This is a genomic window from Embleya sp. NPDC005971, from assembly GCF_040629175.1.
In the GTDB taxonomy this organism is placed as follows: domain Bacteria; phylum Actinomycetota; class Actinomycetes; order Streptomycetales; family Streptomycetaceae; genus Embleya.
Genome location: NZ_JBEXUX010000041.1, coordinates 1 through 22,174 on the forward strand (window position 1 = coordinate 1; position 22,174 = coordinate 22,174).

22 protein-coding genes are annotated in these 22,174 nt (G+C 71.9%); 11 read left to right on the top strand and 11 right to left on the bottom strand.

The features are described 5' to 3' along the window. The first annotated feature begins 171 nt into the window (after positions 1 to 171). From ABZ374_RS30515 to ABZ374_RS30525, 3 genes are all read left to right on the top strand, one after another. Positions 172 to 834 carry a hypothetical protein gene (locus ABZ374_RS30515; RefSeq protein ID WP_360317036.1) on the top strand — a complete coding sequence of 221 codons (663 nt, stop codon included), beginning with the start codon at positions 172 to 174 and terminating at the stop codon, positions 832 to 834. A 57-nt stretch (positions 835 to 891) separates the two neighbouring features. Beyond that, positions 892 to 2,181, top strand: a complete 1,290-nt coding sequence (locus ABZ374_RS30520; protein ID WP_360317039.1) for an ROK family transcriptional regulator — start codon at positions 892 to 894, stop codon at positions 2,179 to 2,181. 226 nt (positions 2,182 to 2,407) lie between these two features. Then, complete coding sequence (locus ABZ374_RS30525) at positions 2,408 to 3,445, top strand: ROK family protein (protein ID WP_360317042.1); 1,038 nt, start codon at positions 2,408 to 2,410, stop codon at positions 3,443 to 3,445. Between the two features lie 258 nt (positions 3,446 to 3,703). Here ABZ374_RS30525 and ABZ374_RS30530 read toward each other — a convergent pair whose 3' ends face one another. Then, complete coding sequence (locus tag ABZ374_RS30530; RefSeq protein ID WP_360317045.1) at positions 3,704 to 4,054, bottom strand: helix-turn-helix transcriptional regulator; 351 nt, start codon at positions 4,052 to 4,054, stop codon at positions 3,704 to 3,706. A 232-nt stretch (positions 4,055 to 4,286) separates the two neighbouring features. Between ABZ374_RS30530 and ABZ374_RS30535 the strand changes: the two genes are divergently transcribed. Next, entirely contained in the window at positions 4,287 to 5,780 is a 1,494-nt protein-coding gene (locus ABZ374_RS30535) for an MFS transporter (RefSeq protein WP_360317048.1), read from the top strand. Positions 5,781 to 5,970: 190 nt separating this feature from the next. Here the strand turns inward: ABZ374_RS30535 and ABZ374_RS30540 are convergent, their stop codons facing one another. Next, positions 5,971 to 6,912: a ribose-phosphate pyrophosphokinase gene (locus ABZ374_RS30540; protein WP_360317050.1), complete on the bottom strand. Its 942-nt coding sequence runs from the start codon at positions 6,910 to 6,912 to the stop codon at positions 5,971 to 5,973. 182 nt (positions 6,913 to 7,094) lie between these two features. Between ABZ374_RS30540 and ABZ374_RS30545 the strand changes: the two genes are divergently transcribed. Continuing rightward, positions 7,095 to 7,532, top strand: a complete 438-nt coding sequence (locus ABZ374_RS30545; RefSeq protein WP_360317053.1) for a hypothetical protein — start codon at positions 7,095 to 7,097, stop codon at positions 7,530 to 7,532. 102 nt (positions 7,533 to 7,634) lie between these two features. Here ABZ374_RS30545 and ABZ374_RS30550 read toward each other — a convergent pair whose 3' ends face one another. From ABZ374_RS30550 to ABZ374_RS30560, 3 genes are all read right to left on the bottom strand, one after another. Beyond that, positions 7,635 to 7,949 carry a hypothetical protein gene (locus ABZ374_RS30550; protein ID WP_360317055.1) on the bottom strand — a complete coding sequence of 105 codons (315 nt, stop codon included), beginning with the start codon at positions 7,947 to 7,949 and terminating at the stop codon, positions 7,635 to 7,637. Beyond that, the gene (locus tag ABZ374_RS30555; protein ID WP_360317057.1) at positions 7,946 to 8,116 is read right to left on the bottom strand and encodes a rhomboid-like protein; all 171 of its coding nucleotides are present in this window, start codon (positions 8,114 to 8,116) and stop codon (positions 7,946 to 7,948) included. Before ABZ374_RS30555 ends, ABZ374_RS30550 begins: the two co-directional genes overlap by 4 nt. A 193-nt stretch (positions 8,117 to 8,309) precedes the next feature. After that, positions 8,310 to 9,245 carry a hypothetical protein gene (locus ABZ374_RS30560; protein ID WP_360317059.1) on the bottom strand — a complete coding sequence of 312 codons (936 nt, stop codon included), beginning with the start codon at positions 9,243 to 9,245 and terminating at the stop codon, positions 8,310 to 8,312. A 234-nt stretch (positions 9,246 to 9,479) separates the two neighbouring features. On the opposite strand from ABZ374_RS30560, the gene ABZ374_RS30565 reads away from it, so the two are divergent. Continuing rightward, positions 9,480 to 10,148: a papain-like cysteine protease family protein gene (locus tag ABZ374_RS30565; protein WP_360317062.1), complete on the top strand. Its 669-nt coding sequence runs from the start codon at positions 9,480 to 9,482 to the stop codon at positions 10,146 to 10,148. A 4-nt stretch (positions 10,149 to 10,152) separates the two neighbouring features. Continuing rightward, positions 10,153 to 10,971, top strand: a complete 819-nt coding sequence (locus ABZ374_RS30570; protein WP_360317065.1) for a hypothetical protein — start codon at positions 10,153 to 10,155, stop codon at positions 10,969 to 10,971. 133 nt (positions 10,972 to 11,104) lie between these two features. On the opposite strand, the gene argS is transcribed toward ABZ374_RS30570, so the two are convergent. The 4 genes from argS to ABZ374_RS30590 all read right to left on the bottom strand — a co-directional run bounded on the left by argS (position 11,105) and on the right by ABZ374_RS30590 (position 15,589). Then, positions 11,105 to 12,892 (bottom strand): arginine--tRNA ligase, encoded by a 1,788-nt coding sequence (gene argS, locus ABZ374_RS30575; RefSeq protein ID WP_360317068.1) that lies wholly within the window; start codon positions 12,890 to 12,892, stop codon positions 11,105 to 11,107. A gap of 71 nt (positions 12,893 to 12,963) precedes the next feature. Next, the gene (locus tag ABZ374_RS30580) at positions 12,964 to 13,572 is read right to left on the bottom strand and encodes a TetR family transcriptional regulator C-terminal domain-containing protein (RefSeq protein WP_360317071.1); all 609 of its coding nucleotides are present in this window, start codon (positions 13,570 to 13,572) and stop codon (positions 12,964 to 12,966) included. A gap of 95 nt (positions 13,573 to 13,667) precedes the next feature. Beyond that, on the bottom strand, positions 13,668 to 15,068 hold the full coding sequence (locus ABZ374_RS30585) for a gluconate:H+ symporter (RefSeq protein ID WP_360317074.1): 1,401 nt from the start codon (positions 15,066 to 15,068) through the stop codon (positions 13,668 to 13,670). Then, positions 15,065 to 15,589 carry a gluconokinase gene (locus ABZ374_RS30590; RefSeq protein WP_360317077.1) on the bottom strand — a complete coding sequence of 175 codons (525 nt, stop codon included), beginning with the start codon at positions 15,587 to 15,589 and terminating at the stop codon, positions 15,065 to 15,067. Before ABZ374_RS30590 ends, ABZ374_RS30585 begins: the two co-directional genes overlap by 4 nt. Before the next feature lie 144 nt (positions 15,590 to 15,733). Here ABZ374_RS30590 and ABZ374_RS30595 point away from each other — a divergent pair, with 144 nt between their 5' ends. Continuing rightward, positions 15,734 to 16,462, top strand: a complete 729-nt coding sequence (locus ABZ374_RS30595; RefSeq protein ID WP_360317080.1) for an FCD domain-containing protein — start codon at positions 15,734 to 15,736, stop codon at positions 16,460 to 16,462. 231 nt (positions 16,463 to 16,693) lie between these two features. Then, positions 16,694 to 17,284 (top strand): lytic polysaccharide monooxygenase, encoded by a 591-nt coding sequence (locus tag ABZ374_RS30600; RefSeq protein ID WP_360317083.1) that lies wholly within the window; start codon positions 16,694 to 16,696, stop codon positions 17,282 to 17,284. 160 nt (positions 17,285 to 17,444) lie between these two features. Here ABZ374_RS30600 and ABZ374_RS30605 read toward each other — a convergent pair whose 3' ends face one another. Beyond that, positions 17,445 to 18,032: an XRE family transcriptional regulator gene (locus tag ABZ374_RS30605; RefSeq protein ID WP_360317085.1), complete on the bottom strand. Its 588-nt coding sequence runs from the start codon at positions 18,030 to 18,032 to the stop codon at positions 17,445 to 17,447. A 143-nt stretch (positions 18,033 to 18,175) separates the two neighbouring features. Between ABZ374_RS30605 and ABZ374_RS30610 the strand changes: the two genes are divergently transcribed. Next, positions 18,176 to 18,832, top strand: a complete 657-nt coding sequence (locus tag ABZ374_RS30610; RefSeq protein ID WP_360317087.1) for a class I SAM-dependent methyltransferase — start codon at positions 18,176 to 18,178, stop codon at positions 18,830 to 18,832. On the opposite strand, the gene ABZ374_RS30615 is transcribed toward ABZ374_RS30610, so the two are convergent. Then, entirely contained in the window at positions 18,829 to 20,772 is a 1,944-nt protein-coding gene (locus ABZ374_RS30615) for a DUF2264 domain-containing protein (RefSeq protein WP_360317090.1), read from the bottom strand. The genes ABZ374_RS30610 and ABZ374_RS30615 overlap by 4 nt on opposite strands. Positions 20,773 to 20,976: 204 nt before the next feature. Between ABZ374_RS30615 and ABZ374_RS30620 the strand changes: the two genes are divergently transcribed. Next, entirely contained in the window at positions 20,977 to 22,137 is a 1,161-nt protein-coding gene (locus tag ABZ374_RS30620) for a substrate-binding domain-containing protein (protein WP_360317092.1), read from the top strand. Positions 22,138 to 22,174 lie beyond the last annotated feature (37 nt).

The window sequence follows — 22,174 nt, forward strand, 5'->3', positions numbered from 1 at the left end:
CCCGCGTCCACGTCCAGGCTCGCACCGGTCGCGGTGTTGGTGACCCGCACGATCAGCGGCCCCTTGTACGCGACCCACTTGTGGCTGCCGTCGCCCGACCCCACCCGATCCGATCGGCTCCGCCCGTTCGCGGGCACGAACTCCGGATTGACGCAGGAATAGGGGACCCCGATGCGCAAGGGGAAGAACGAACGCGACCGAGAACGTACGGCGGCGAGGGCTCGCGAGGCCATCGAGAGGTTTCGCGGGATCGCGGACGAATACGACTCGGACCTGCGGTTGGGATCGGATTTCGGCAAGGATCTCGAACTCCTGGCCGGATTCAACGATCTCCATTACACCGCGCTGTACGCCGTCGTCGGGGAAAAGCCCGAAGCGCTCTGGATCGCGGCGGCCAACCCGAGCGGGAGCAATGTCTTCGTCCCGATGCCCAGACCCTCCACCCTGGTGCTCGGCCTCCCTTCCTGCACCTTCCACGTCGTGCTCTACCTCAATGGACACCACGAGCAATACGCGCAACACCTGCACCACCGCCTGGAGCCGTGGAGCCTGCAGCCACGCCGGTACACCGGACGCGTCAACCTGCTACCGCACAAGGAGAAGCGGGGCGAGGTCTGGTACTCCGGCGGTGGAAAGCAGCACCACAACGGATTGTTGCCCCGCGATCGCGACGGGCTCGAGGTGGGCGATCACGTCGAGTTCAGCCTGGCCTGGGACGACCGGCGAAGGTCGCCGGTCGCGGTCCTGCTCACCCCGCCCGGACAGCACGGTCACCGGCTCGGCGCCACTCCCATGCAGCGCGCGTTCCACGTGTCGGCGGCAACTGCCGCCTGAGAGAGAACGGATGTGTCGGCCGTGCCCGTCAGCGATCAGGGAATTCCCGTCGAAGTCATGCTCCGCCAAGCGAGTCTGCGCAAGCGACGCGGTGAACTGGTATCCCTTCAACTCCAGGCGCAACAGCGCAACTGGGAACGCATCTTCGACACCATCGTCCGTGTCGACGGGCCGTTGGCGAAGGACATCGCCGAGATCACGGGTCTGGGTGGCAGCACGGTGACCGGGGTGTTGCAGCGGATGGAGGAGAAGAACCTGATCACCCGCACGCCCCTCGTCTCCGACGGGTCCAGGCGGGTCGGGCGGTCCGCCCCGGTCCGCGTCGTCGCGGGCAGGCACTACCTCGCCGGGGTGGAGATCCGCCGGGACGGCCTGACCGGTCTGATCGTCGACCTGCGCGGCGAGCCGGTCGGCGAACCGCGGGAACTCGCGCTGGCGCCGGTTCGCGGGCCGATGGACGTCGACGTCCTGGTCGACGGCGTGCGCGACCTCGTCGACGAACTGACCGCGAACCTGCGCGAACTGCGGGACGACGCGCAGGCACCACTGCTGGGCCTGGGTGTCGAACTGGGCGGCCACATCGACGGTCGCAGCGGCGAGGTGGTCCGTTCCCCCGACCTCCAGTGGGGGGAGCACTGGGCCATCCCGCGGGTGCCCCTGCGCCGACTGCTGCGGGCGGCGACCCGGCTGCACACCGTCGTCGACAACGACGCGAACGCCCTCGGCACGGCGCAGAGATGGTTCGGTGCCGCCCGCAACGACGACTCGTTCCTCACGGTGCTCGTCACCAGGGACGGGGTCGGCGCATCCGAATTCCGCGACGGCGAGCCCCATCGGGGGGCGACCGGCAAGGCCGGCGAACTCGGCCACATAGTCGCCGTCCCGGGTGGTGAGCCGTGTCGGTGCGGAAATCGGGGGTGCGTGGAGGCCATGGCCACGGCGTCGGCGATCGTGCAGGCCGCGGAGGCCGCGGATCTGGCCGAGGCCAGAGCGCGCGCCGCCGACAACGACTCCCGCGCCCGCAGGGCCTTCGCCGAGGCCGGCACCGCCCTCGGGCGTGGACTGGCCTCGATGATCACCTGTTCCGACCCGGCGAAGATCATCTTCACCGGCGACGCCGTCACCGCGTCGGAGTCGGACGCACACCGGCTCGTGCTGTACAGCGACGATTATCACGAGGCGATGCTCCGCGCCGTCGACGAGTACACCGTGTTCTCCGGCCCACCGCCGGATGCCTTCCTGGTCATTCAGGACCGGGAACACTGGAACGGCCCCCGCGGCGCGGCAACCATGATCATCCGCGACGTCATCGTGGGCGCCGTGAACGTCGGGCCGAACCGGGCCTAGACCTGCCGGGATCCACCGGATCGGGCCCAAGCCCGGCTCGGGATTCCCCGGATCGGGCCCAAGCGCGGCCGGATCCCCCGGAGCGGTCCGGGTCCGGGCGCGAATGCGTCCCGACTCGAACCGCAAAACGCGCACGGCGTCGGGCGCCGCGTCGACACGCGGGTCCGGCCCGGCGCGTCCACCCCTTCCCGCACCACCCCAACATCACCGGTCGGAGCCTGCGCCCATGTCTGAACACACCCTTTCGGTTCCCGTGCAGAGCGCGGTACCGCCCACTCCCGGTCTCGCGATCGGCCTCGACATCGGCGGCACCAAGATCGCCGGCGGTGTCGTGACCCGGTCGGGGGAGATCCTGCGGCACCTGCGCATCCCCACACCCCCCGGGCGGGACGGGACGCCCCTGGCCCTGCTGGACCTCATCACCCGACTTCGGGCCGAGTACCCGGCGATCGAAGCGGTCGGGGTGGGCGCCGCGGGAATGGTCGAGTGGCCCGCCGGACTGCTGCGCTGGGCGCCGAACAACGACTACCAGGAACTCCCGTTGCGGGCCCTGCTGATCGAACGCACCGGCCTTCCGGTCGTCGTGGAGAACGACGCCAACGCCGCGGCGTGGGCCGAAGCGCGCCTCGGCCGCGGTGCCGGGCACGACAACGTGGTCGTCCTCACCGTGGGCACCGGCATCGGTGGCGGGCTGATTCTCGACGGGGCCCTCTATCGCGGACACACCGGCATCGGCTCCGAGGTCGGTCACATCATCGTCAACCCGGCAGGCGGCGACGTCTGCGGCTGTGGGGCGACCGGTTGCCTGGAGGCCCAGGCTTCGGGAACGGCACTCGGACGGATGGCCCGCGAAGCCGTCGCCGCCGACCCCGAGGGTGCGCTGGCGGGCTACGCCACCGGCCCCGACCGGGTGACCGGCGAGACGGTCTTCGCCGCCGCCGAACAGGGCGACCCCACGGCGCGGGCCCTGTTCGACCGGCTCGGCTTCTGGCTCGGCACCGGCATCGCCTCGCTCGTCAACATCTTCGACCCCGAGATCGTCGTCATCGGGGGAAGCCTGGGAGCCACGGGGGAGCACCTGTTCCGTCCCACCCGGGCCGGCTTCGAACGTTTCGTCGTCGCCCGGGAACACCGAAAGGTGCCCCCGATCGTGCCCGCCAGTCTCGGCACCGAGGCGGGCATCGTCGGCGCCGCCCTCCTTGCCCTGGACCAACTCCCCCTGGACCGGACCGACTTCGCGAACAGCGGGGCAACCATCGGCTGACCCCCGCCGCCGAACCCGGTGCGGCCGTGAGCGCGGGCGCCGGGCGATGGGCAGGGGACTGCGGGTGGCCGCCGGGAACGCGCCGCCACCCGCAAGTCCCCCTCCGGCCCCGAGACCGCGGAGCCGATCCGGCTCGGCTGCGCGGAATCGGAGGTGGCATATCCGCCGCCGGCCTCCCGGTCGGTTCCGGTGGCCGACCCGTTCCGGTGTCGGGCCGGGTCCGCCACCCGTTCCGGTGGGCGGCCCGCCCGACGGCGGTTACGGCGCGATCGCTTGTCCCGCGATCGGTTCCGGGCCGTCGGTTCGGGCGCCGGACAGGATGGCGTCGAGCAGGCCGGGATAGCGCGCGTCCAGGTCGTCGCGGCGCAGCGAGAGCAGGTTCTCCCGGCCGGACGGGTGTTGCCAGATGACGCCGCTGTCCCGGAGTACGCGCCAGTGGTGCGTCATGGTCGACTTCGAGGTCACGCCCAGCACGGCCAGCACGCTGCCGCAGTTGTGCTCGCCGCCGGCGTCGAGCACCCGTACGGCGCCCAGGCGGAGCGGATTGCCGAGCGCCGAAAGCACGTTCTCGATCCGGATCCGATCACGGTCCGGGTGGCGAAAGCTCATTCTCCCACTGTACAGCGACATTCGAACAATCGCTTGGCGCGGGCCACTTCACCTGCGCGAATACCGTCTTGGCGCGCCCTGAAACGGTCCCGGTCGAGGGGATCGGTCTTGCCGGACTGTCCGACTGTACGCAATCATTCGTACGGTCGCGATCGGCCGGGCGTCCCTGCCCGTCGGTCGCCGGAACCACGACCGAGACCCGATCACGTGACCCGCGAAGGGGCGTACTCGCATGTCCACTTCATCCGCACCGGCGTCGCCGGGGGCGACCTCCGACACCGCCGGACGACACCTCGGCTGGACGCTGGCGCTGTTGGCTCTGGCACAACTGATCTACGCCCTCGACCTGAACATCGTCTTCGTCGCACTTCCCGAGATCGGCGCGGACCTGGGCTTCCCCGGTCAGACCCAGCAACTGGTGGTCAGCGCATACGTCGTCTTCGCGGGCGGCTTTCTGCTCGTCGGCGGCCGGGCGGCGGACCTGCTCGGGCGCCGGCGGACCTTCGTCGTCGCCCTGCTCGTCTACGCGCTGTCCTCGCTGGCGGGCGGCCTGGCCGCCGACTCGGGCACGATCATCGCCGCGCGCGCCGTGCAGGGCATCGGCGGCGCGCTGTTGCTGCCGGCCACCCTGTCGCTGATCAACACGCTCTTCGAGGAGGGACCCAAGCGCAATCGGGCGCTCGCGGTCTGGGGCGGCGCCGGAGCCAGTGGGCTGACCATCGGCGCACTGCTCGGCGGCGTACTCACCGAGAACTTCGGCTGGCCGGCCGTGTTCTTCGTCAACGTCCCGCTTGCCGGACTGGCCGCGTCGGCCGCGCTGTTCGTGATCCCGCGCGATCCGGCCCGAGGGGCGCGGCGTCGGTTCGACCTCCCCGGTGCGTGCAGTGTGACGGCTGGCTCCACCCTGCTGGTGGCCGCGCTGGTCGAGGGGCCTGAACTGGGTTGGGGCAGCCCGCCGGTGGTCGGCGCGTTCGTGCTCGCCGCCCTGCTGCTCGGGCTGTTCGCCGTCGTCGAGGCGCGCACGGCCGACCCGTTGATGCCCTTCCGGCTGTTCCGCAACCGCAGTCTCACCGTCGGGATGAGCATCACGTTCATCTACATGGCCACCTTCGGCGTGTTGCCGTACTTCCTCACCGTGTTGATGCAAAGCGTGCACGGCTACAGCGCGTTGGAGACCGGACTCGCGTTCCTGATTCCCTCGGTCGCGATCGCCGCCGGCACCCAACTCGGCGAGCGGTCGGCCACCGGGATCGGCACCCGCCGCACGTTGCTGATCGGCTTCGTGATCGGCGCGGTGGGCACGGCCGGGCTCGCCGCGGGGTTCGATGCCGACGCCGGCTACGGCCTGCTCGTACCCGGGCTGGTGGTCTCCGGCATCGGTCAGGGCATCGTGTGGACCGCGATGTGGATCGCCGCCGCCACCGGCACCTCGGCGCAGGAGCAGGGCGTCGCCAACGGGATCGCCTCCACCGCGCTCAATCTCGGCAACGCGATCGGCCTCGCCGTGTTCACCGCGATTGCCGACATCGGCACCGGCGGCAGGACCGGTGACGCCCTGCGCACCGCCACCGCCGACGGCGAGCTCCTGGTGGTCCTGCTCACCGCCGCGGGCATGATCGGCGGCCTGCTCGTCACATTGGCCCTGCGCCGGCAACGTGACGGCGCGGGCGACTCGACGACGGCCGTCGGGACACCCGCGGACGGCGAGGCACTCGCCACCCGCTGACCGGCCCGAGTCCGGTGACCGCGCGCACCCGGTGGAACTTCGCCATCCGGTCCGGCGACGCCGCGGACGGCCGACGCGCCGAGCGTCGACCGTCCGCGCCGGCTCCGGGCGCAAGCGACGGCCGGACGGCCCGGACGGCGCGGCGCTCGACTTCGACGCGGAAGAACGGACCGGGGCGGGTGCGCATCGCTCACATGTCGAACAGGGCGCTGACGCTTTCGCCGTTGTGGATGCGGCGGACGGCCTCGGCGAGGGCCGGTGCGATGGACAGGACCCGGAGCTTGTCGGTGTGTTCACCGGCGGGGATCGGGACCGTGTTGGTGCAGACGATCTCCAGCACATCGGGCTGGTCGGACAGGCGCTTGAGCGCACCGGCCGCGAACAGGCCGTGCGTACACGCGACGCGGATCGAGCGGGCACCCAACTCGCGCAGCCGATCCAGCAGTTCCAGTACGGTGCTGCCCTTGGCGATCTCGTCGTCCAGGACGATCACGTCCCGCCCGGCGACCTCGCCGATCACCGCGCTGATCGCCACCCGGTCGTCGGCGAAGCGCTGCTTGGCGCCGGCGGCGACCTGGGCGCCGAGCATCCGGGCGAAGGCGGCGGCCTCCTTGGCGTTGCCCAGGTCGGGCGAGACCACGGTGGTGTTGGACAGGTCGTAGCGCCGGAAGTGGTCGGCCAGCTCGCGCAGCGCGTGCAGGTGGTCGACCGGAACCGAGAAGAACCCGTGCACCTGCGGCGAGTGCAGCGTCATCGCCAGCACCCGGCTCGCACCCGAGGCGACCATCAGGTCGGCGACCAACCGGCCGCCGATCGAGATGCGCGGCGCGTCCTTCTTGTCCGAGCGGGCGTAGGCGTAGTGCGGCATCACCACGGTGATCCGGCCCGCCGAGGCGCCGCGCGCGGCGTCGCACATCAGCAACAACTCGACCAGGTTCTCCTGGACCGGCGCGACCAGTGGCTGGATCAGGAAGACGTCGTGTTCGCGGCAGTTGGCCTGAAGTTGCACCTCCAGGCAGTCGTTCGCGAATCTGTTCACCCGGGTCGGACTGAGCGGGACACCCAGGTGCGCACAAACCTGGGCGGCCAGTTGAGGATGTGCGCTTCCGCTGAACACGGCGATCTCTCGCACGAACGCTCCTTGTTCCGGTCGAATCGCTGTCGCCATCGAGTCGCAGTCGTCGGCCCGCCGCCAAGAACGATCACCATCGCGGCACCGGCCCGCGCCACATGCTACGGGCCGACCCCCGAGCCCCCGAAACCCCGGACGCCACGGCCCACACCTCTCAACGGCGCTGCACGATAATGCGCCGCGTGAAGACATTACGAACAGTGGTCGTGGGTACGGCGATGATCGTCGTCGTCATCGAAGCCGTCTGGGCCTTCGGGTTCGTGCTGTTCCTGGGCGACGCGATGATTTTCGGCCTGGGCCCGGAGGACGGTACCGCGCCGCCGAGCGAGCGCGAGGTCCTGCCGACGCGCATCCTGATGTGGACCGTGGTCGCGGGTGCCCTGGTGCAGGCCGCGTGGGTGTGGAGGTCGCTCGGTCGCCGGTTGGAGGTGCGCGGCAGCGCGCCGTGGGGCATCGGGTGCGCGATCGTCGCGCACATCGTGGTGAGCGTGCTGTCGGTGGTGGACGGCTCCGGGTGGGCAGCGTGGGTGTTGTGGTTGCCATCGTGTCTGCTGCTGCTCGCGGGAGCACTCACGCGCGACGACGGGGCTCGGACGACCGGGATCGTCACCGCGGCCTGAGGCCGCTCGGCCGCCGGCCGGGTCCGCTTCGCGTTCGTGCCGCGCGATCCGCGCGAACGGATCCGGCCGGCGGGCTGCTCGGCCGGGGATCGACGACCCGCCCTACGGCAGTCGGGCGCCGATCCGCAGCAGTACGTCGCCCGAGCCGTCGGGCGACCGGTGCACCGACCACACTCGTTCGGAGATGGTGGTGCCGCGTTCGGTGCCGTATTCGGCCACCCACAACGTCACGTGCTCGTCCGTGTCGACCAGCACCTGGGCCGTCGTCCGCGAGCCGTCCGCGAACAGCAGGTCGCCCGGCGTCGTCCCGACCCGGTGCGGATCGGTGGTCCCCGGCGCGTGCACCCGCACCAGGCTGCCCGGATACAGGTGTGAACCCGCGGCCCGCAGGACGGGTCGCTCGACGGCGTCGCTCACGCGTGCCGCTCCTTCCCTCGGGTACGCAGCTCGCGCACCGTGACCATCGGGTCCCAGCGGCCCATGCGGTCGCGTACCAGTGGATAGCAGGCCAGGCCCGGCAGCACCGAGGTGAAGTGCCCGACGTCGGGGAACGTCCGGCCTCGGGTGCTGCGGGCGTGTGACACGGCCGGCTCCTCGTCGGACCCGCCGGGTGGACCCGGTGGCCGTCCGCTGCTCGATGGGCGGGGGGCCCGGCGTTCGTGCCGAATCCCCGGCCCATCCAACGCCATCGAGCCCCCCGGCGCTCCCGGTGCTGCGCCCAACGGGTGACCCGCGATTCGGCCGACCGGGCACCCGTGCGGCCGAACTCCCCGGCGGTCAGGCCCAGTCCCAGCCGATGCCCACGAGCCCGGGGCCGACGTCCTGTTCGGCCAGGTGGACCACGCAGTGGCTGCCGTTGAGGGTCAGGTCGCGCCGGTCGGTGCGGGGGGCGCCCGCCGTGCTTCGGGTGAAGCGTCGGCAGTGGACCGGCAGGGCGGCGGGATCGAAGCGCACCTGGAGCACGTATTGCCCGCACGGGAAGGTGAAGCCGCGGACATACTCGTCACTGGGCCCGCCGGTGCCGTCCTCGAAGCCGTAGCCGAAGACGTAGGTGTCGCCGGACCGCAACCGTGCGTCGAACAACAATTCGGCCACCAGCACCGCCGCGTCCCGATTCCAACGCACCCGCCCCACCCGGCAGTTCTCCGTCGCCCGAACCCGGACCTGCTCGGGTGTGCAGCCTCGGTCGCCGATGTGGATGGCGAGGTAGCGGTCCACCCCGTCGCGATGCGCGCGGACCACGTGTTGCGAAGCGCGGTCCAGGAGTTCGCGGCGGGCCCCGACCCGGACCTGTTCGAGCTGACACACCGTGTGCAGGCCGCCGTCCGCCGGTGACTCCAGGTCGGTCAACAACCGGCCCAGCGTGCCGGGCTGTTCCATCACCACCCGGTAGGAGCGCGACGCGGGGCGCGGGGTGACCTCCGGCTCCAACAACCTGGTCAGTGCGTGCGGCGGCAGGTCGAGCACCTCCTCCAACGCCCGTACCGCGCGCAACGATTCGGCGCGCTGCGGCCGGCGCGCCCCCTGTTGCCAGTAGCTGAGGCTGGTCACCCCGACCTGCACGCCCCGCTGGGCCAGCCGGTGCTGCACCCGGTGCAGGGCCAGGCCGCGGGCGGCCAGCGCCGCGCGCAAGGCCAGATGGAACGGACCCGCGCGCAGGGCCCGCGCCAACTCCGCCTCGACCGGCTCGCCCCGGGTATCGGTCCGCGACATCGCTCGCCTCCCTTGTGAACGTTCACCGCGGACCGGTCGGGATCGGCGCTCGCGACCGAGGTGTTCCAGCGGACCGGTCACGCCTCGTTCACACGCCGGTCCAGGCGTTCACACCACCGCTTCACCCCGCATTGAAGCGTCTTGAACACACCGCGACAACACCCGATGCTCCACCTTGCAGCGTCCGGACGCGCACCACGCCCCACCCCGTCCCTCCAGCACGGAAGGAACGCCATGACTCGAACGTCCCCACGCACGGGCCGCATATCCGGCCGTCGAACCTCGGCCCTGACCCTCGCGGTGGTCGCCCTGCTCTCGGCGCTGCTCGCGGTGCCCTCCGCCGCTTCCGCCTCGACCGCGGGCAACTCCGCGCCGCTCGCCTCGGCACCGACCTCGACGGAGCAGGCGCAACCGCTCGCGCTCGCCGCCAAGAGGCTGAACATCACCATGCAGGCCCAGCAGAAGAGCAACTGGTGCTGGGCGGGCTCGGGCAACACCATCGCGACCTGGTACGGGCGCAACTACAGCCAGAACCAGTTCTGCAACGCGGCATTCGGCCGTTCGCAGAGCACCGAGTGTCCCAACTCCCAGGCCACGCTGGGCAACGTGCAGAGCGGGCTGCGCTGGGCCGGGATCAACTCCGGTTCCTACGTGACCGGTTGGCTGCAATACAGCACGGTGCAGACCGAGATCAACGCGGACCGGCCGATCGAGACCCGGATCCAGTGGTCCTCCGGCGGCGGGCACATGCACGTGATCTACGGCTACGACACCGCGCAGAGCTGGGTCTACTGGGGCGACCCGTGGCCGAGCAGCACCCGCTACAACTGGGCCTCGCACAACTGGTACGTGAACAACAACGAGTTCTCCTGGACCCACTCGCTCTACCGGATCGGAGCGTGACGCCATGACCGGAGGCGGCATCAAGCGCCTGTTCGCGGCGGGCACCCTCGCGGCGGCGCTCACCCTGACGCTCACCCCGCAGGCCGCGCACGCCGCGCCCGTACCCGCGCCGCCGGCGCCGGACGCGATCAGCATGGGCAGCGCGCGCGACGTGATCGCGGCGCCCGGCACGCTCGACACGTTGTCCAGGTTCTTCGCCCGCGACGGCGCGCTCGCCGCGGCGGACGCGGCGCCCCGGATCGAGGGCGACGTGGTCGCCGTGTACACGCTGGCCCCGGAGTTCGTCGCGGCCCGGCCGGGGGCTCGGCCGGTGCCGATCGCCCGGCAGGAGTTCCTGGCCGCCACGGTGGTGGCCGCGGACGGTCGCCGGGCGTCGGTGTGGACGGCCGACACCCCGGCCGGCCGGCAGGTGGTCAACATCGCGGATGGTGACGACGAGGCCCGATACGCCGCGTCGGGCGCGAGCCTGTCGTCCGGTGGCATCGTCTTCCGCGAGCCGCAGATCAACGCCTGGTTCGTGCAGAGCGGCGACCGGGTGTTGCCGCTGAACGCCGACGCGAAGCGTGTGGTCGGCGCCGGCGGGACGAGTGTCTCGGCCTACCACGACCGGGTACACCGGGCCTACGCGGACAAGTTGCCCGGCTCCGGCTACGACGCCAAGGGCCTGGCCGGCGGCTTCGGGCCGAACGACACCGGTTCGGGCACCGCACGCCCGGCCGACGACCCGTTCGGCGTCGGACCGACCGCGCTCGCCGGGGTGGGCCTGCTGGGCGTCGCCGGCGTGGGCGGCGTGCTGGTCACGGTTCGGCGGCGCCGCGGCTGATCCGCCGCTCGGTGCCTTCCGGCCGGGCGGGGTCGACGCTCCCCACGTCGACCCCGTTCGGCCGGCCCCGCCACGACCGCACCCGCGTCCGCCGAGCATGCGGGCGTGGGCGCGGTCGTTCCGCCGGACGGGCCTACATGCGCTCGGGCGTCTCGATGCCCAGCAGGTCCAGGCCGCGCGCCAGGGTGCGGGCGGTCAGGTCGCACAGGATCAACCGCGAGCGTCGGACCTCGCCCTCCGAGCGCAACACCGGACACTCCTCGAAGAACCCGGTGAACGTGGTGGCCAAGGCGAACAGGTGGTGGGCGAGGCGGTGGAAGTCCGACGACTCGCCGACCTCCTCGACCACGTCCGGGAAGGCCAGGAGCCTTAGGGCCAGCGCCCGTTCGGCCGGCTCCCGGATCACCAGGGGCCCGGCCGCCGAAGGTGCCTCGCCACCGGCCTTCCGCAGGATCGAACGGGTCCGGGCATGCGCGTATTGAAGATACGGCGCGGTGTTGCCGTCGAAGGACAACATCCGGTCGTAGTCGAAGCGATAGTCCTTGCGCCGATCCCCGGACAGATCCGCGTACTTCACCGCACCGATGCCGACCGCCCGGGCCACCGCCGCCCGTTCGTCCGGGTCCAGGTCCGGGTTCTTCTCGGCGATCGTGGCGGCGGCCCGGGTCACCGCCTCGTCGAGCAGGTCCATCAGCTTGATCGAGGCCCCGGCCCGGGTGCGCAGGATCTTCCCGTCGGAGCCCAGGACGTAGCCGAAGTCGACGTGCTCGACCCGCGGGCCTGCGGCGCCCCGGCCCACGGCCCGCGCGGGGGTCGCATCGTCCCGGTCCGCGTCCCGCGCCCGCGCACCATGCCAGCCCGCGTCCCGCGCCGTCGCGAAGACCATCTCCAGATGCCCGCTCTGCGGTGTGCCCACCACATACAACAGCCGGTCCGCCGCCAGGTCCCGCAACCGATGCCGCAGGGTGGCCAGATCGGTGGTGGCGTACCCGAAGCCGCCGTCGCCCTTGCGCACGATCAGCGGCAGCGGTTCGCCGTCGCGATTGACGAACCCCGCCGGGAAGACGCACTGCGCGCCGGCGCTCTCCCGGAGCAACCCCAGCTCGGCCAACTCCTCGACCAGCGGCGGCAGTCGGTCGTTGTAGCTGCTCTCCCCGCAGAAGTCGTCCGCGGTGAGCCGCACACCGAGGCGGGCATAGACGGCCATGAAGTACTTCTTCGATTCGGTCACCAGGATCCGCCACAACCGCAGCGTGGTCGGATCGCCCGCCTGCAACGCGACCACCCGCTCGCGGGACCGGACCCGGAACGCCTCGTCCGCGTCGAACGCCCGCCGCGCGGCCTGGTAGAACCCGGTCAGATCGCCGACCGAGAGTTCGTGCGCGGCCTCGGACTCACCGACGTCCAGGAGGTGTTCGATCAGCATGCCGAACGGCGTGCCCCAGTCGCCGAGATGGTTGCGGCGCAGCACGGTGTGGCCCTGCCATTCCAGCACCCGCACGGCCGCGTCGCCGATGATCGTCGAGCGCAGGTGGCCGACGTGCATCTCCTTGGCGGTGTTCGGGCCCGAGTAGTCGACGACGATCGTCTCGGGCCGGGCGGTACGCGGCACGCCCAAGCGTTGGTCGGCCGCGATCGCGGCGAGCAGCCGGCCGAGGGCGGTCGGCGCGAGGGTGAGCTCGACGAAGCCGGGTCCGTTGATCCGCACCGCCGAACACAGGTCGTCCAGCTCGGCGTACCGGAGCACCTCGGCCGCGATCTCACGCGCGTCGCGGCCCAGGCGTCGGCCCAGGGCCAGGGCCCCGTCGCACTGGAAGTCCGCGTGCCGGCCGCGACGCAGCACGGGATCGGCGGGCATGCCCGCGACCCGTGCGAACGCCGGGGCCAGCCGCTCGATGAGCAGCTTCTCCGGAGTGACCATGCGGGGAAGCTAGCCCACCGGGCCCGCCGGATTCATGTCATTTTCCCGAGTCGGCGGGGGAGCGGGGTGGGTCAACGGGTCCCGGGTGTCCGGTCGGAGCGGGTGATCCGGTCGAGTTCCGCGTCGAGCGTGCGGGTCGCGGCGGTGGCGTTCAGCCGCTCGGGGTAGAGCAGGACGTGCAGGCTCAGGCCGTCGATCATGGCCAACAACTCGGCCGTGGTCCGGTCCACGTCGACGTCGTCGATCAGTTCGCCGTTGTCCCGGGCGTCGCGCAGGACACCGCGGACGATCACGCTCAGGTCCTCGCGTTCGCGGCGGTTGCTTTCGGCGACCTTCGGGGCGACCAGGCTGCGATGCCACACGGCCGCTTCGAGCACGGTCTCCCGGTGGCGTTCCTCGTCCAGGGGCAGCAGGTCGGCCAGGCCGGCGCGCAGCGCGTCCAGGCCGAAGCGGCCGGCGGTGAGGTCGAAGAAGCGGCGGGCGATCCGGCGATGGGACCAGTGCACGGCGGCGAGCAACACGTCGTCGGCATCGGCGAGGTCGAGCTCCGCCGGCGGGCACTCCAGGGCCGCGGCCACCTCCTCGGGTTCGACCGCACCACCACCCTTGGCCGACACGAGTCGGAACGCGGCGGCGCGCACTCGGTCCTGGTCATGGGCAGCATCCTTGGGACCCGGCATGCCGGCAGCTTAGAGCCTGCCCCACCGATATCGGCGGACCCGACACCCCCCGCGCCCCGCGTGCCCGCCACCACCGCGGTCCCGGGGAAGGGGGCCTACAACACCAGGGACAGCAGGAGCACGAAGCCGCCCCCGACCACCGAGATGATGGTTTCCATCAGCGACCAGGTCTTCACGGTCTGGCCCACGCTCATCCCGAAGTATTCCTTGACCAGCCAGAATCCCGCGTCGTTGAGGTGGCTGAAGAACAGCGAGCCCGCGCCCACGGCCAGCACGAGCAGGGCGGTGTGGGTGCTGCTCATGTCCGCGGCCAGGGGCGCCACCAGGCCCGCGGCCGAAATGGTGGCCACCGTCGCCGAGCCGGTGGCCAGCCGGATCGCCACCGCGATCAACCACGCCAGCAGCAGCGGCGAGACGGCCCAGTCCTGGGATATGTCCAGGATCATCCGGCCGACGCCCACGTCGACCAGGGTTTGCTTGAAGCCGCCGCCCGCGCCGACGATCAGCAGGATGCCGGCGATCGGCAGCAGCGCCTTCTCCACCGTGCCGGACAACCGGTCCTTGGTGAATCCGGCGGCCCGGCCGAGCGTGAACATCGCCACGATCACCGCCGAGAGCAGCGCGATCAGCGGCGAGCCGGCCACGTCGGCGACCCGCTGGACCCGGTTCGCGGGGTCGTCGACGACGATGTCGACCAGCGCCTTGCCGAGCATCAGCACCACCGGGAGCAGCACCGTGCCCACCGTGACGGCGAAGCTCGGCCGCCGCCCCGGGTCCACCGAGGGGCGTTCCGGGACCAGGTCCTGCGGCGGCTCGATATCCACCCAGCGCGCCGCGTACCGGCCGAACAGCGGACCGGCGATGGCCAGCGTCGGGATCGCCACGAGCACGCCCAGCGCGAGCACCACGCCCAGGTCGGCGTCGATCGCGTCGATGGCCGCGAGCGGTCCGGGATGCGGCGGGACCAGGCCGTGCATCACGGACAGGCCGGCCAGCGCCGGGATGCCCACCCGCATCAGCGAGTGGTTGCCGCGCTTGGCCACCAGGAGCACGACCGGGATCAGCAGCACCACGCCGACCTCGAAGAACAGCGGCAGGCCGATGATGCCCGCGATCAGCGCCATCGCCCAGGGCATGGTGCGATCGCTCGCCTTGGCCAGGATGGTGTCCACGATCTGGTCGGCGCCGCCGGAGTCGGCCAGCAACTTGCCCAGGATCGCGCCGAGCGCGATCAGTACACCCACACCCGCGACGGTGGAGCCCAGACCGGAGGTGAAACTGGCGATCGCCTTGTCCAGCGGTGCCGCCGCGACCGCGCCGAGCACCAGCGACCCGATGGTCAGCGCGAGGAAGGCGTGCAGCTTGAACCGGCCGATGAGCAGCACGATCACGCCGATGCCGACCAGGACCGCGAGGCCCAGTTGGGCGTGTCCGGCGGAGGTGATCGGTTCGGCCGGCGCCCCCGCCGCCAACGCCCGCAGGTCGATGGTGCTCACGAAATTCCCTGGTTCGTTTCGAGGCCGCGCAACGCGGCGACGGCCTGCTCGGTGATGGCGTCGGGGCCGGGCGCGACGTCGAGCGCGAGGCCCCGCTCGTCCGGCTCCAGCGCCTGCAGATCGGCGAACTGCGAGTCGAGCAGCGTCTCCGGCATGAAGTGGCCGGTCCGCTCGTGCAGCCGCGCGGCGATCAGCGCGCGGTCGCCGACCAGGTGGAGGGTGACCACCTCGGGCGCCACCCGGCGCAGCCGGTCGCGGTAGGCGCGTTTGAGCGCGGAGCAGCCGACCACGCCGCCGGAGCGCGCGTGTGCGGCGAGCCACTCGCCGATGGAGTCCAGCCACGGCGCGCGGTCCACGTCGTCCAACGGGATCCCGGCCGACATCTTGGCGATGTTGGCGGGCGGGTGGAAGTCGTCCGCGTCCGCGTAGGGCACCCGCAGTTCGGCGGCCAGCAGTCGGCCGACCGTGGACTTGCCCGTGCCGGACACACCCATGACCACCACGACCTGGGGGGCGTTCATCGATACCTCGCTGTCCTTGCCCGGCTCGTGTTCGGGCGCCGTCCCATACCCAAACGCATAGGTACTACTTAATCAAGCTCTTGAAGCAATTAAGTCATACATAATCCAGGGCGTCCGTCGCACCCCGCCCAGTAGGCTGACGCCATGGAGAACGAGGGCCGGGGCTTGCATATGAAGGTGCTGGAGTCCCTCGGGCCGGCCATCGCGGCCGGCGCCTACCCCGCCGGCACGGTTTTGCGCACCGACGAGCTGGAACATCGGTTCGAGGTCTCGCGCACCGTGGTCCGCGAGGCGGTACGGGTGCTGGAGTCGATGCAACTCGTCGAGTCGCGCCGCCGGGTCGGGGTCACCGTGCGCCCACCCGAGCAGTGGAACGTCTTCGACCCGTACGTGATCCGCTGGCGCCTGGCCGGCGCCGATCGTCCGCGCCAGCTCCGCTCGTTGACCGCGCTGCGCTCGGCGATCGAACCCGCGGCGGCGGCGCTGGCCGCCGAGTCCGCGACCCCGGCCCAGTGCGCCGCGCTGACCGAGCACGCGCTGGGCATGGTCTCCACCTCGCGCGGGCGGCAGTTGACGGCGTACCTCGTGCACGACATCGCCTTCCACCGGGTGATCCTGGCCGCGTCGGGCAACGAGATGTTCGCCCGCCTGGGCGACGTGGTGGCCGAGGTGCTGACCGGCCGCACCCGCCACCACGTGATGTTTCCGGACCCGGATCCGAGCGCGGTCACCCTGCACGTACGCGTCGCCGAGGCGGTCCGCGAGGGCGACGCGGCCGGCGCGGAGCGGCTGACCCGCGAGATCACCGTCGGTGCGATGGCCGAACTGGAAGTACTGGCACCGGAGTTCGACTCCGAAGCCGAGCACGCCTGAGCTGCGGCCCGTTCTCGGAGCCGTCGGCAAAAACCGGAAAGATCAACAACATCCCTGTCCGGAAAGGGACTTCACCTCCGTAGACGTGGTTCCGACCATTGACCGAGTGGTCTGGACCACTTAACTTGAAGAACGCACTACGGATGTGAACAACCGGTGAAACAAGACGTACGACGCGGACCCGGACCGTTCGAACGTCCTTCGCATTCACTCGTCCCCTAGGAGAGTTCCATGCGTAAAAGGACCATCCTGACGGCGCTGACCATCCCCGCCGTCTCGTTTCCCCTGATGATGGCCGGTACGGCGGGCGCGCACGGCTGGGTCACCAGCCCGCCCAGCCGGGCCGCCTACTGCGCTCAGGGCACTGTCGCCAACTGTGGTGAGATCCAGTGGGAGCCGCAGAGCGTCGAGGGCCCCAAGGGCTTCCCGGCGCGCGGACCGGCCGACGGCGCGCTCTGCGCGGGCGGTAACAGCCGATTCGCCGAACTCGACGACCCGCGTGGCGGCGCGTGGCCGAGCACCCCGGTGACCTCGGGGTCGAGCAAGACGTTCACCTGGAAGCTCACCGCGCGGCACGCCACCACGACGTTCCGCTACTTCATCACCAAGGCGAGCTGGAGTCCCGGTCAGGCGATCACCCGGGGGCAGTTGGAGAGCACCCCGTTCCTGTCCGTCCCCTACGGCGGAGTGCAGCCGGGCTCGACCGTCTCGCACACCGGCACGCTCCCGGCCGGTCGTAGCGGCAAGGCGGTGATCTTCGCGGTGTGGGACATCGCGGACACCGGCAACGCCTTCTACCAGTGCACCGACGTCACCTTCTGATCGGCCGCTCCCGCTGATCGACCCCGGCCGCCGATCGATCTCTCCCGTCGATCGGCGTCCCTTCCGATCGACCCGTCCCGCCCATCCCACGCCGGGCAGGACGGGAAGGGCCGGTGGGCCGCCGTGCCGCGGCGGCCCACCGGCACGCGCGGACCGCACGTCACCCGCCGCCGGGCCGGGCCCGTACGTGCATGCGCTCGCCCTGCTTGCCGTACAGGCTGAGGAACTCCACCGGCTCCGGCCCCGCGCAGATGAAGGCGTGCGGGGTACGGGTGTCGAACTCGGCGGCCTCGCCCGCGCCGAGCACGAGGTCGTGCGCACCCAGGAACAACCGCAGCCGACCGGACAGGATGTACATCCACTCGTAGCCCTCGTGCGTCTGCAACTCCGGCTCGGTCCCGCCGAGTCCGGGCGGCAGGATCTGTTTGAACGCGTGCAGTCCGCCGCTGTACCGGGTCAACGGAATGATGGTCATTCCGTAGCGCTGGATCGGGCGCGCGTGCACCCGCGGATCGCCGGTCTCCGGCGCGTCCACCAACTCGTCCAGTTGCACGCCGAACGCCTTCGCCAGCGGCAGCAGCAGTTCCAGGGTGGGCTTGCGCTGCCCGGACTCCAGCCGGGACAACGTGCTCGCGGAGATCCCGGTCGTCGCGCTCAACTCGGTCAGCGTGGTGCCCCGCTCCTGGCGCAGGGCTCGCAGTCGCGGGCCGACGGCGGTCAGGACGGAGGTGAGTTCGCCATCGTTCATGGGCACTATTTGCCGACTCGGCAACAAGGTTTGTCAACCGGAGCGGGCCGGGCGGACCATGTCGATCGGGCGCCGAACCACACGTCGCCCGGCCCGGCCGGCCCGGCCGGCGCGCACCCGCCATCGCCACGGAGGACCCCACGATGACCGACGACCGGCACGCCGAGCACACCGAACAGCCCTCGGCGGCGGAGATCTGGGACGCCCGCTACGCGGAGAGCACCCGGATCTGGAGCGGCAAGCCCAACGTCACCCTGGTCCGGGAGACCTCGGACCTGCCGCCCGGCCGCGCCCTGGACGTGGGCTGCGGCGAGGGCGGCGACGCGATCTGGCTCGCCAAGCGCGGCTGGCGGGTGACGGCCATCGACGTCTCCCGGATCGCGCTGGAGCGGGCCGCCGAGCACGCGAAGGAGGAGCAGGTCGCCGACCTGATCGACTGGCAGTGGCACGACCTGGGCGCGACCTTCCCGGCCGGCAGCTTCGACCTGGTCTCGGCGCACTTCCTGCACTCGCACGGCGAATTGGACCGCGACGCGATCCTGCGCACCGCGGCCACCCGGGTCGCGCCCGGCGGCGTGCTCCTGATCGTCGGCCATTCGGGGGTCGCGCCGTGGGAGAAGGACAAGCACCCCGGCGTGGTCCTGCCGACCCCCGCCGAGGTCCTCGCCGCGCTCGAACTCCCGGTGGCGCAGTGGGCGGTGCTGCGCAACGAGGAGCACGAGCGGATCCAGAACGACCCCGAGGGCCGCCCGACCACCCGCACGGACAACACGCTGATGGTGCGCCGACTGGCCGACTAGACCCCGCTCGGCGCGTGCGGTCGGCCGGCCTCGTGGGTGACCGAGCAGCGCTCCGTCGCCTCGTACCGGATCCGGCTCAGGCCGCCGTCGGCCCACCGCACGTCCACCCCCGACGCCGTCGCGCTCACCTGCGGCGCCGGGGTGGGCGTCGCATCCGCCCAGGTCAGCGCCAGCACGGACACCAGCGGCTCGGCCGCCACCGTGCCCTCCAGCACGGCCAGTTCGGCCCGCTCGCCGAACGCGGTCCCGTGCGGTGCCGAGCCGACGGCCGCCCGCTCCCACCCGTGTGCGCCGGTGAGTGTGCCGTGCACCGACGTGGTGCGGACCCACGCGTCGAGACCCGCGGCCGAGGAGCGCAGTTCCTCGCCCGCCGCGGGCGCCGGCGCCCATCCGCTCTCCCGCACCGCGGTGCCCGCCGGCGCCCGTACGAGGTGCACGCGCACCTCGTACGGGCCGCGCACCACGCTGACCGACACGATCCGGGTGCCCGGGACCGGCTGCCCGTCGAGCGTGGGCGAGTGCGCCGAGGCCGCCCACCCGGGACCCGCGCCCAGTGGCTCGATCCGGCCACGCTCGGTGACCCGGCCGGCCAGTACCAGCCCGATGTGGTTGTCCGCCGGATCGCCGCCGCGGGTGGGGCCGGTCATCGTCGAATAGGCGAGCCGCGCGTACAGCGGATCGTCGGCGTCGAGCGCGGCGGTCGGCCCGACCGGCTGGTGGTCGGCGCCGTGGTTGACCAACCGGGCCACCCCGTGCCCGGAGTGTACGAGCAGCCCCGGCCCCGGCAGGCCGAGTACCGGCTCCGGGTCCGCGTGCTCGGCCGGCCCGGCGCTCTCGTACGCGGTCCACACCTCGTGCCGCTCGGGCAACAGCAGGCCGACGAAGCCCTTGGCCGCCCAGTACGGCGACGCCGAACCCGAGTAGGGCTGCACGGTCGCGGCGTCCGGGCCGTACCAGCCCAGCGAGAGCAGGCCGTCGCGGGCCGCGCCCCGGTCCAGGAAGTGTCGCAACACGCCACTGGCCAGGCGGCGGGTGGTGCCCGGCGGGTACGGCGTGGCGTCGACGAGCGCGCCCAGCCACAGCGGGGCCGCCGCCGCGAACCGGTAGGTGAGCGATCGCCCCTGGTGCAGCGGCGCGCCGGTGCGGTCGAAGAGCCGGCCGTAGCCGATCAGGAACTCGCGCAGCCGCTCGCGCCGGACCGGATCGGCCGGCGCGCCCGCGACCGCCGCGCACAACAGCGGATACAGGTGCATGGCCCAGCCGTTGTAGTGGTCGAAGTAGCGCCCGGCGCCGTCGGTGTACCACCCGTCGCCGACGTACCACTGCTCGATCCGGGCCAGACCCCGATCGATCGCGGCCCGGGCCTGCTCGGTGTGCCGCTCGGCCGCCTCCAGGAAGGTGCCCACCGCGACCGGGAAGAGCCACCAGTTGTTGTCCACCGGTTCGTGCCGCAGCGCCCCGGCCAGCCAGTCGGCCGCCCGCTCCCGGGTGCCCTCGTCGAGCCGGTCCCACAACTGATCCTTCGTCAGGTGCAGCGCCAGGGCCACCGACGCGGCCTCGACCATCGCCTGGCCACGATCGACCACGGCCGGCCAGGACTGCGGATCCGCCGTACCCGGCGCGGCCGTTCCGGTGCGCAGCCCGTCCGCGTACGGCTCCAGCAGGTCCGCCGGGACGGGCCGGCCGGAGGCGGCGGTGCCGGCCGCGCGCAGCGCCGCGAGCAGGAACGTCCGGGCGTAGCCCTCCAGGCCGTCCGAGCGCTCGCCGGACCAACTGGTGCGCCCGGGCAGGGTGATCAGCGCGCCGCCCGGCGAGCGGTACGGGCGCACCGCGGCGAGCAGACCGTCGGCCACCGCCTCCCAGTGCGCGCGGGTCCAGCCGGTGTACGGGCTCAGCACGCGGTCCTCCGGCGGCAGCACGAAGGGGTGCGGTGTGTTCACGGATCTCCTCGACTGGACGCGCCCGGGCGTCGACACGCTAGGCGGGGTCGATCGATCAGGTCAAGAGTCGGTTTGATCGAACGATCCTTTTCAATCAAAATCGAATGGCGATGCCCTAGGCTGAGCCGGTGGCCGGACAGCAGCCGGGCGCAGGGGGGCACGGCCCGGTCCGGGCGTGCGCTGATCGGAAGGACGACGTCCACGGTGTTGGCGGAACAGCGGCAGGAACTCATTCTCAGGACGGCCCGCGAGCAGGGCAGCGTCAAGGTGGTCGAGATCGCCGAGGAACTGGGCGTGTCCCTGGTCACCGTGCGGCGCGACGTGACCGCCCTGGTGGCGAGCGGCCTGCTGGCCCGGGTGCACGGCGGGGCCACCCTGCCGCACGCGCGCCCGGCCGCGGCCGAGCCCGGCCGGCCGGTCGCGAACGGCCACGACGGCCCGACCGTGGGCATGCTCGTCCCGTCCGCCACCTACTACTTCCCGGAGGTGGTGCGCGGCGCCCGGGACGCGGTCGAGGCGATCGGCGGCCGGCTGGTGCTCGGTATCTCGCGCTATCTGCCCAGCGAGGACCGGGACCAGGTGGACCAGCTCCTGCGCGGCGGCGTGGACGGGTTGCTGCTGACCCCCTCGCGCGCGCCGGGACCGGGCGGCGAGGACGCGTGGATGGGCGAACTCCCGGTGCCCGTCGTCCTGGTGGAGCGCCGGGCCGAGATCGGCTCGGGGCTCGAACACCTGGACCGGGTGGCCTCCGACCACGCGCTCGGCGCGGCGCAGGCGGTCCGCCGACTGGGCGCACTGGGCCACGAGCGCATCCTGCTCGTGGCCCGGCTGGGCAGTCCGACCACGCCGGCCGTACACGCCGGCTACACCGCCGCGATGGCCGCGCTGGGGCTGACCCCGCCGGATCCGGCCGGGGTGGAGACGCCGCATCCGGGCGAGGACGCGGACGGCTTCGACCGGGCGGTCACCCGGGTGATCGAGGCGGCCCGTTCGGGGGCGGCCACCGCCGCGCTCGTGCACAACGACCAGGACGCCCTGCTCCTGGTGTCCCGGCTGCGCGCGGCGGGCCTGGAGGTGCCCGGTGACCTGGCGCTGATCGCCTACGACGACGAGGTGGCCGCACTGGCCGATCCGCCGCTGAGCGCGATCGCGCCGGCCAAGCACGAGGTCGGCCGGATCGCGGTCGAGTTGCTCGCCGCGCGGCTGGCCGACGGGGACGACGGGCGCGCGCCGCGGCACATCTCGCTGGTGCCCAGGCTGCGGCTGCGGGCCACCACCGAGCCGGCGGCGATGGAGGATCCGACCGAGTCGAACCACCCGATCGGGTCGACTCGAACAAACGAAAGCAACCAAGCCACTCTGTGATCGAACGATCATAGCGAGTTTCGTTTTTCATCGATTG

Bases quoted from the DNA above. Each gene is read 5' to 3' on its own strand.
- ABZ374_RS30565 (WP_360317062.1), top strand. From the start codon at position 9,480: ATGACTCGAACGTCCCCACGCACGGGCCGCATATCCGGCCGTCGAACC.
- ABZ374_RS30525 (WP_360317042.1), top strand. From the start codon at position 2,408: ATGTCTGAACACACCCTTTCGGTTCCCGTGCAGAGCGCGGTACCGCCC.
- ABZ374_RS30570 (WP_360317065.1), top strand. From the start codon at position 10,153: ATGACCGGAGGCGGCATCAAGCGCCTGTTCGCGGCGGGCACCCTCGCG.
- argS (WP_360317068.1), bottom strand. From the start codon at position 12,892: ATGGTCACTCCGGAGAAGCTGCTCATCGAGCGGCTGGCCCCGGCGTTC.
- ABZ374_RS30515 (WP_360317036.1), top strand. From the start codon at position 172: ATGCGCAAGGGGAAGAACGAACGCGACCGAGAACGTACGGCGGCGAGG.
- ABZ374_RS30610 (WP_360317087.1), top strand. From the start codon at position 18,176: ATGACCGACGACCGGCACGCCGAGCACACCGAACAGCCCTCGGCGGCG.
- ABZ374_RS30605 (WP_360317085.1), bottom strand. From the start codon at position 18,032: ATGAACGATGGCGAACTCACCTCCGTCCTGACCGCCGTCGGCCCGCGA.
- ABZ374_RS30580 (WP_360317071.1), bottom strand. From the start codon at position 13,572: ATGCCGGGTCCCAAGGATGCTGCCCATGACCAGGACCGAGTGCGCGCC.
- ABZ374_RS30600 (WP_360317083.1), top strand. From the start codon at position 16,694: ATGCGTAAAAGGACCATCCTGACGGCGCTGACCATCCCCGCCGTCTCG.
- ABZ374_RS30535 (WP_360317048.1), top strand. From the start codon at position 4,287: ATGTCCACTTCATCCGCACCGGCGTCGCCGGGGGCGACCTCCGACACC.
- ABZ374_RS30595 (WP_360317080.1), top strand. From the start codon at position 15,734: ATGGAGAACGAGGGCCGGGGCTTGCATATGAAGGTGCTGGAGTCCCTC.
- ABZ374_RS30520 (WP_360317039.1), top strand. From the start codon at position 892: ATGCTCCGCCAAGCGAGTCTGCGCAAGCGACGCGGTGAACTGGTATCC.
- ABZ374_RS30590 (WP_360317077.1), bottom strand. From the start codon at position 15,589: ATGAACGCCCCCCAGGTCGTGGTGGTCATGGGTGTGTCCGGCACGGGC.
- ABZ374_RS30560 (WP_360317059.1), bottom strand. From the start codon at position 9,245: ATGTCGCGGACCGATACCCGGGGCGAGCCGGTCGAGGCGGAGTTGGCG.
- ABZ374_RS30530 (WP_360317045.1), bottom strand. From the start codon at position 4,054: ATGAGCTTTCGCCACCCGGACCGTGATCGGATCCGGATCGAGAACGTG.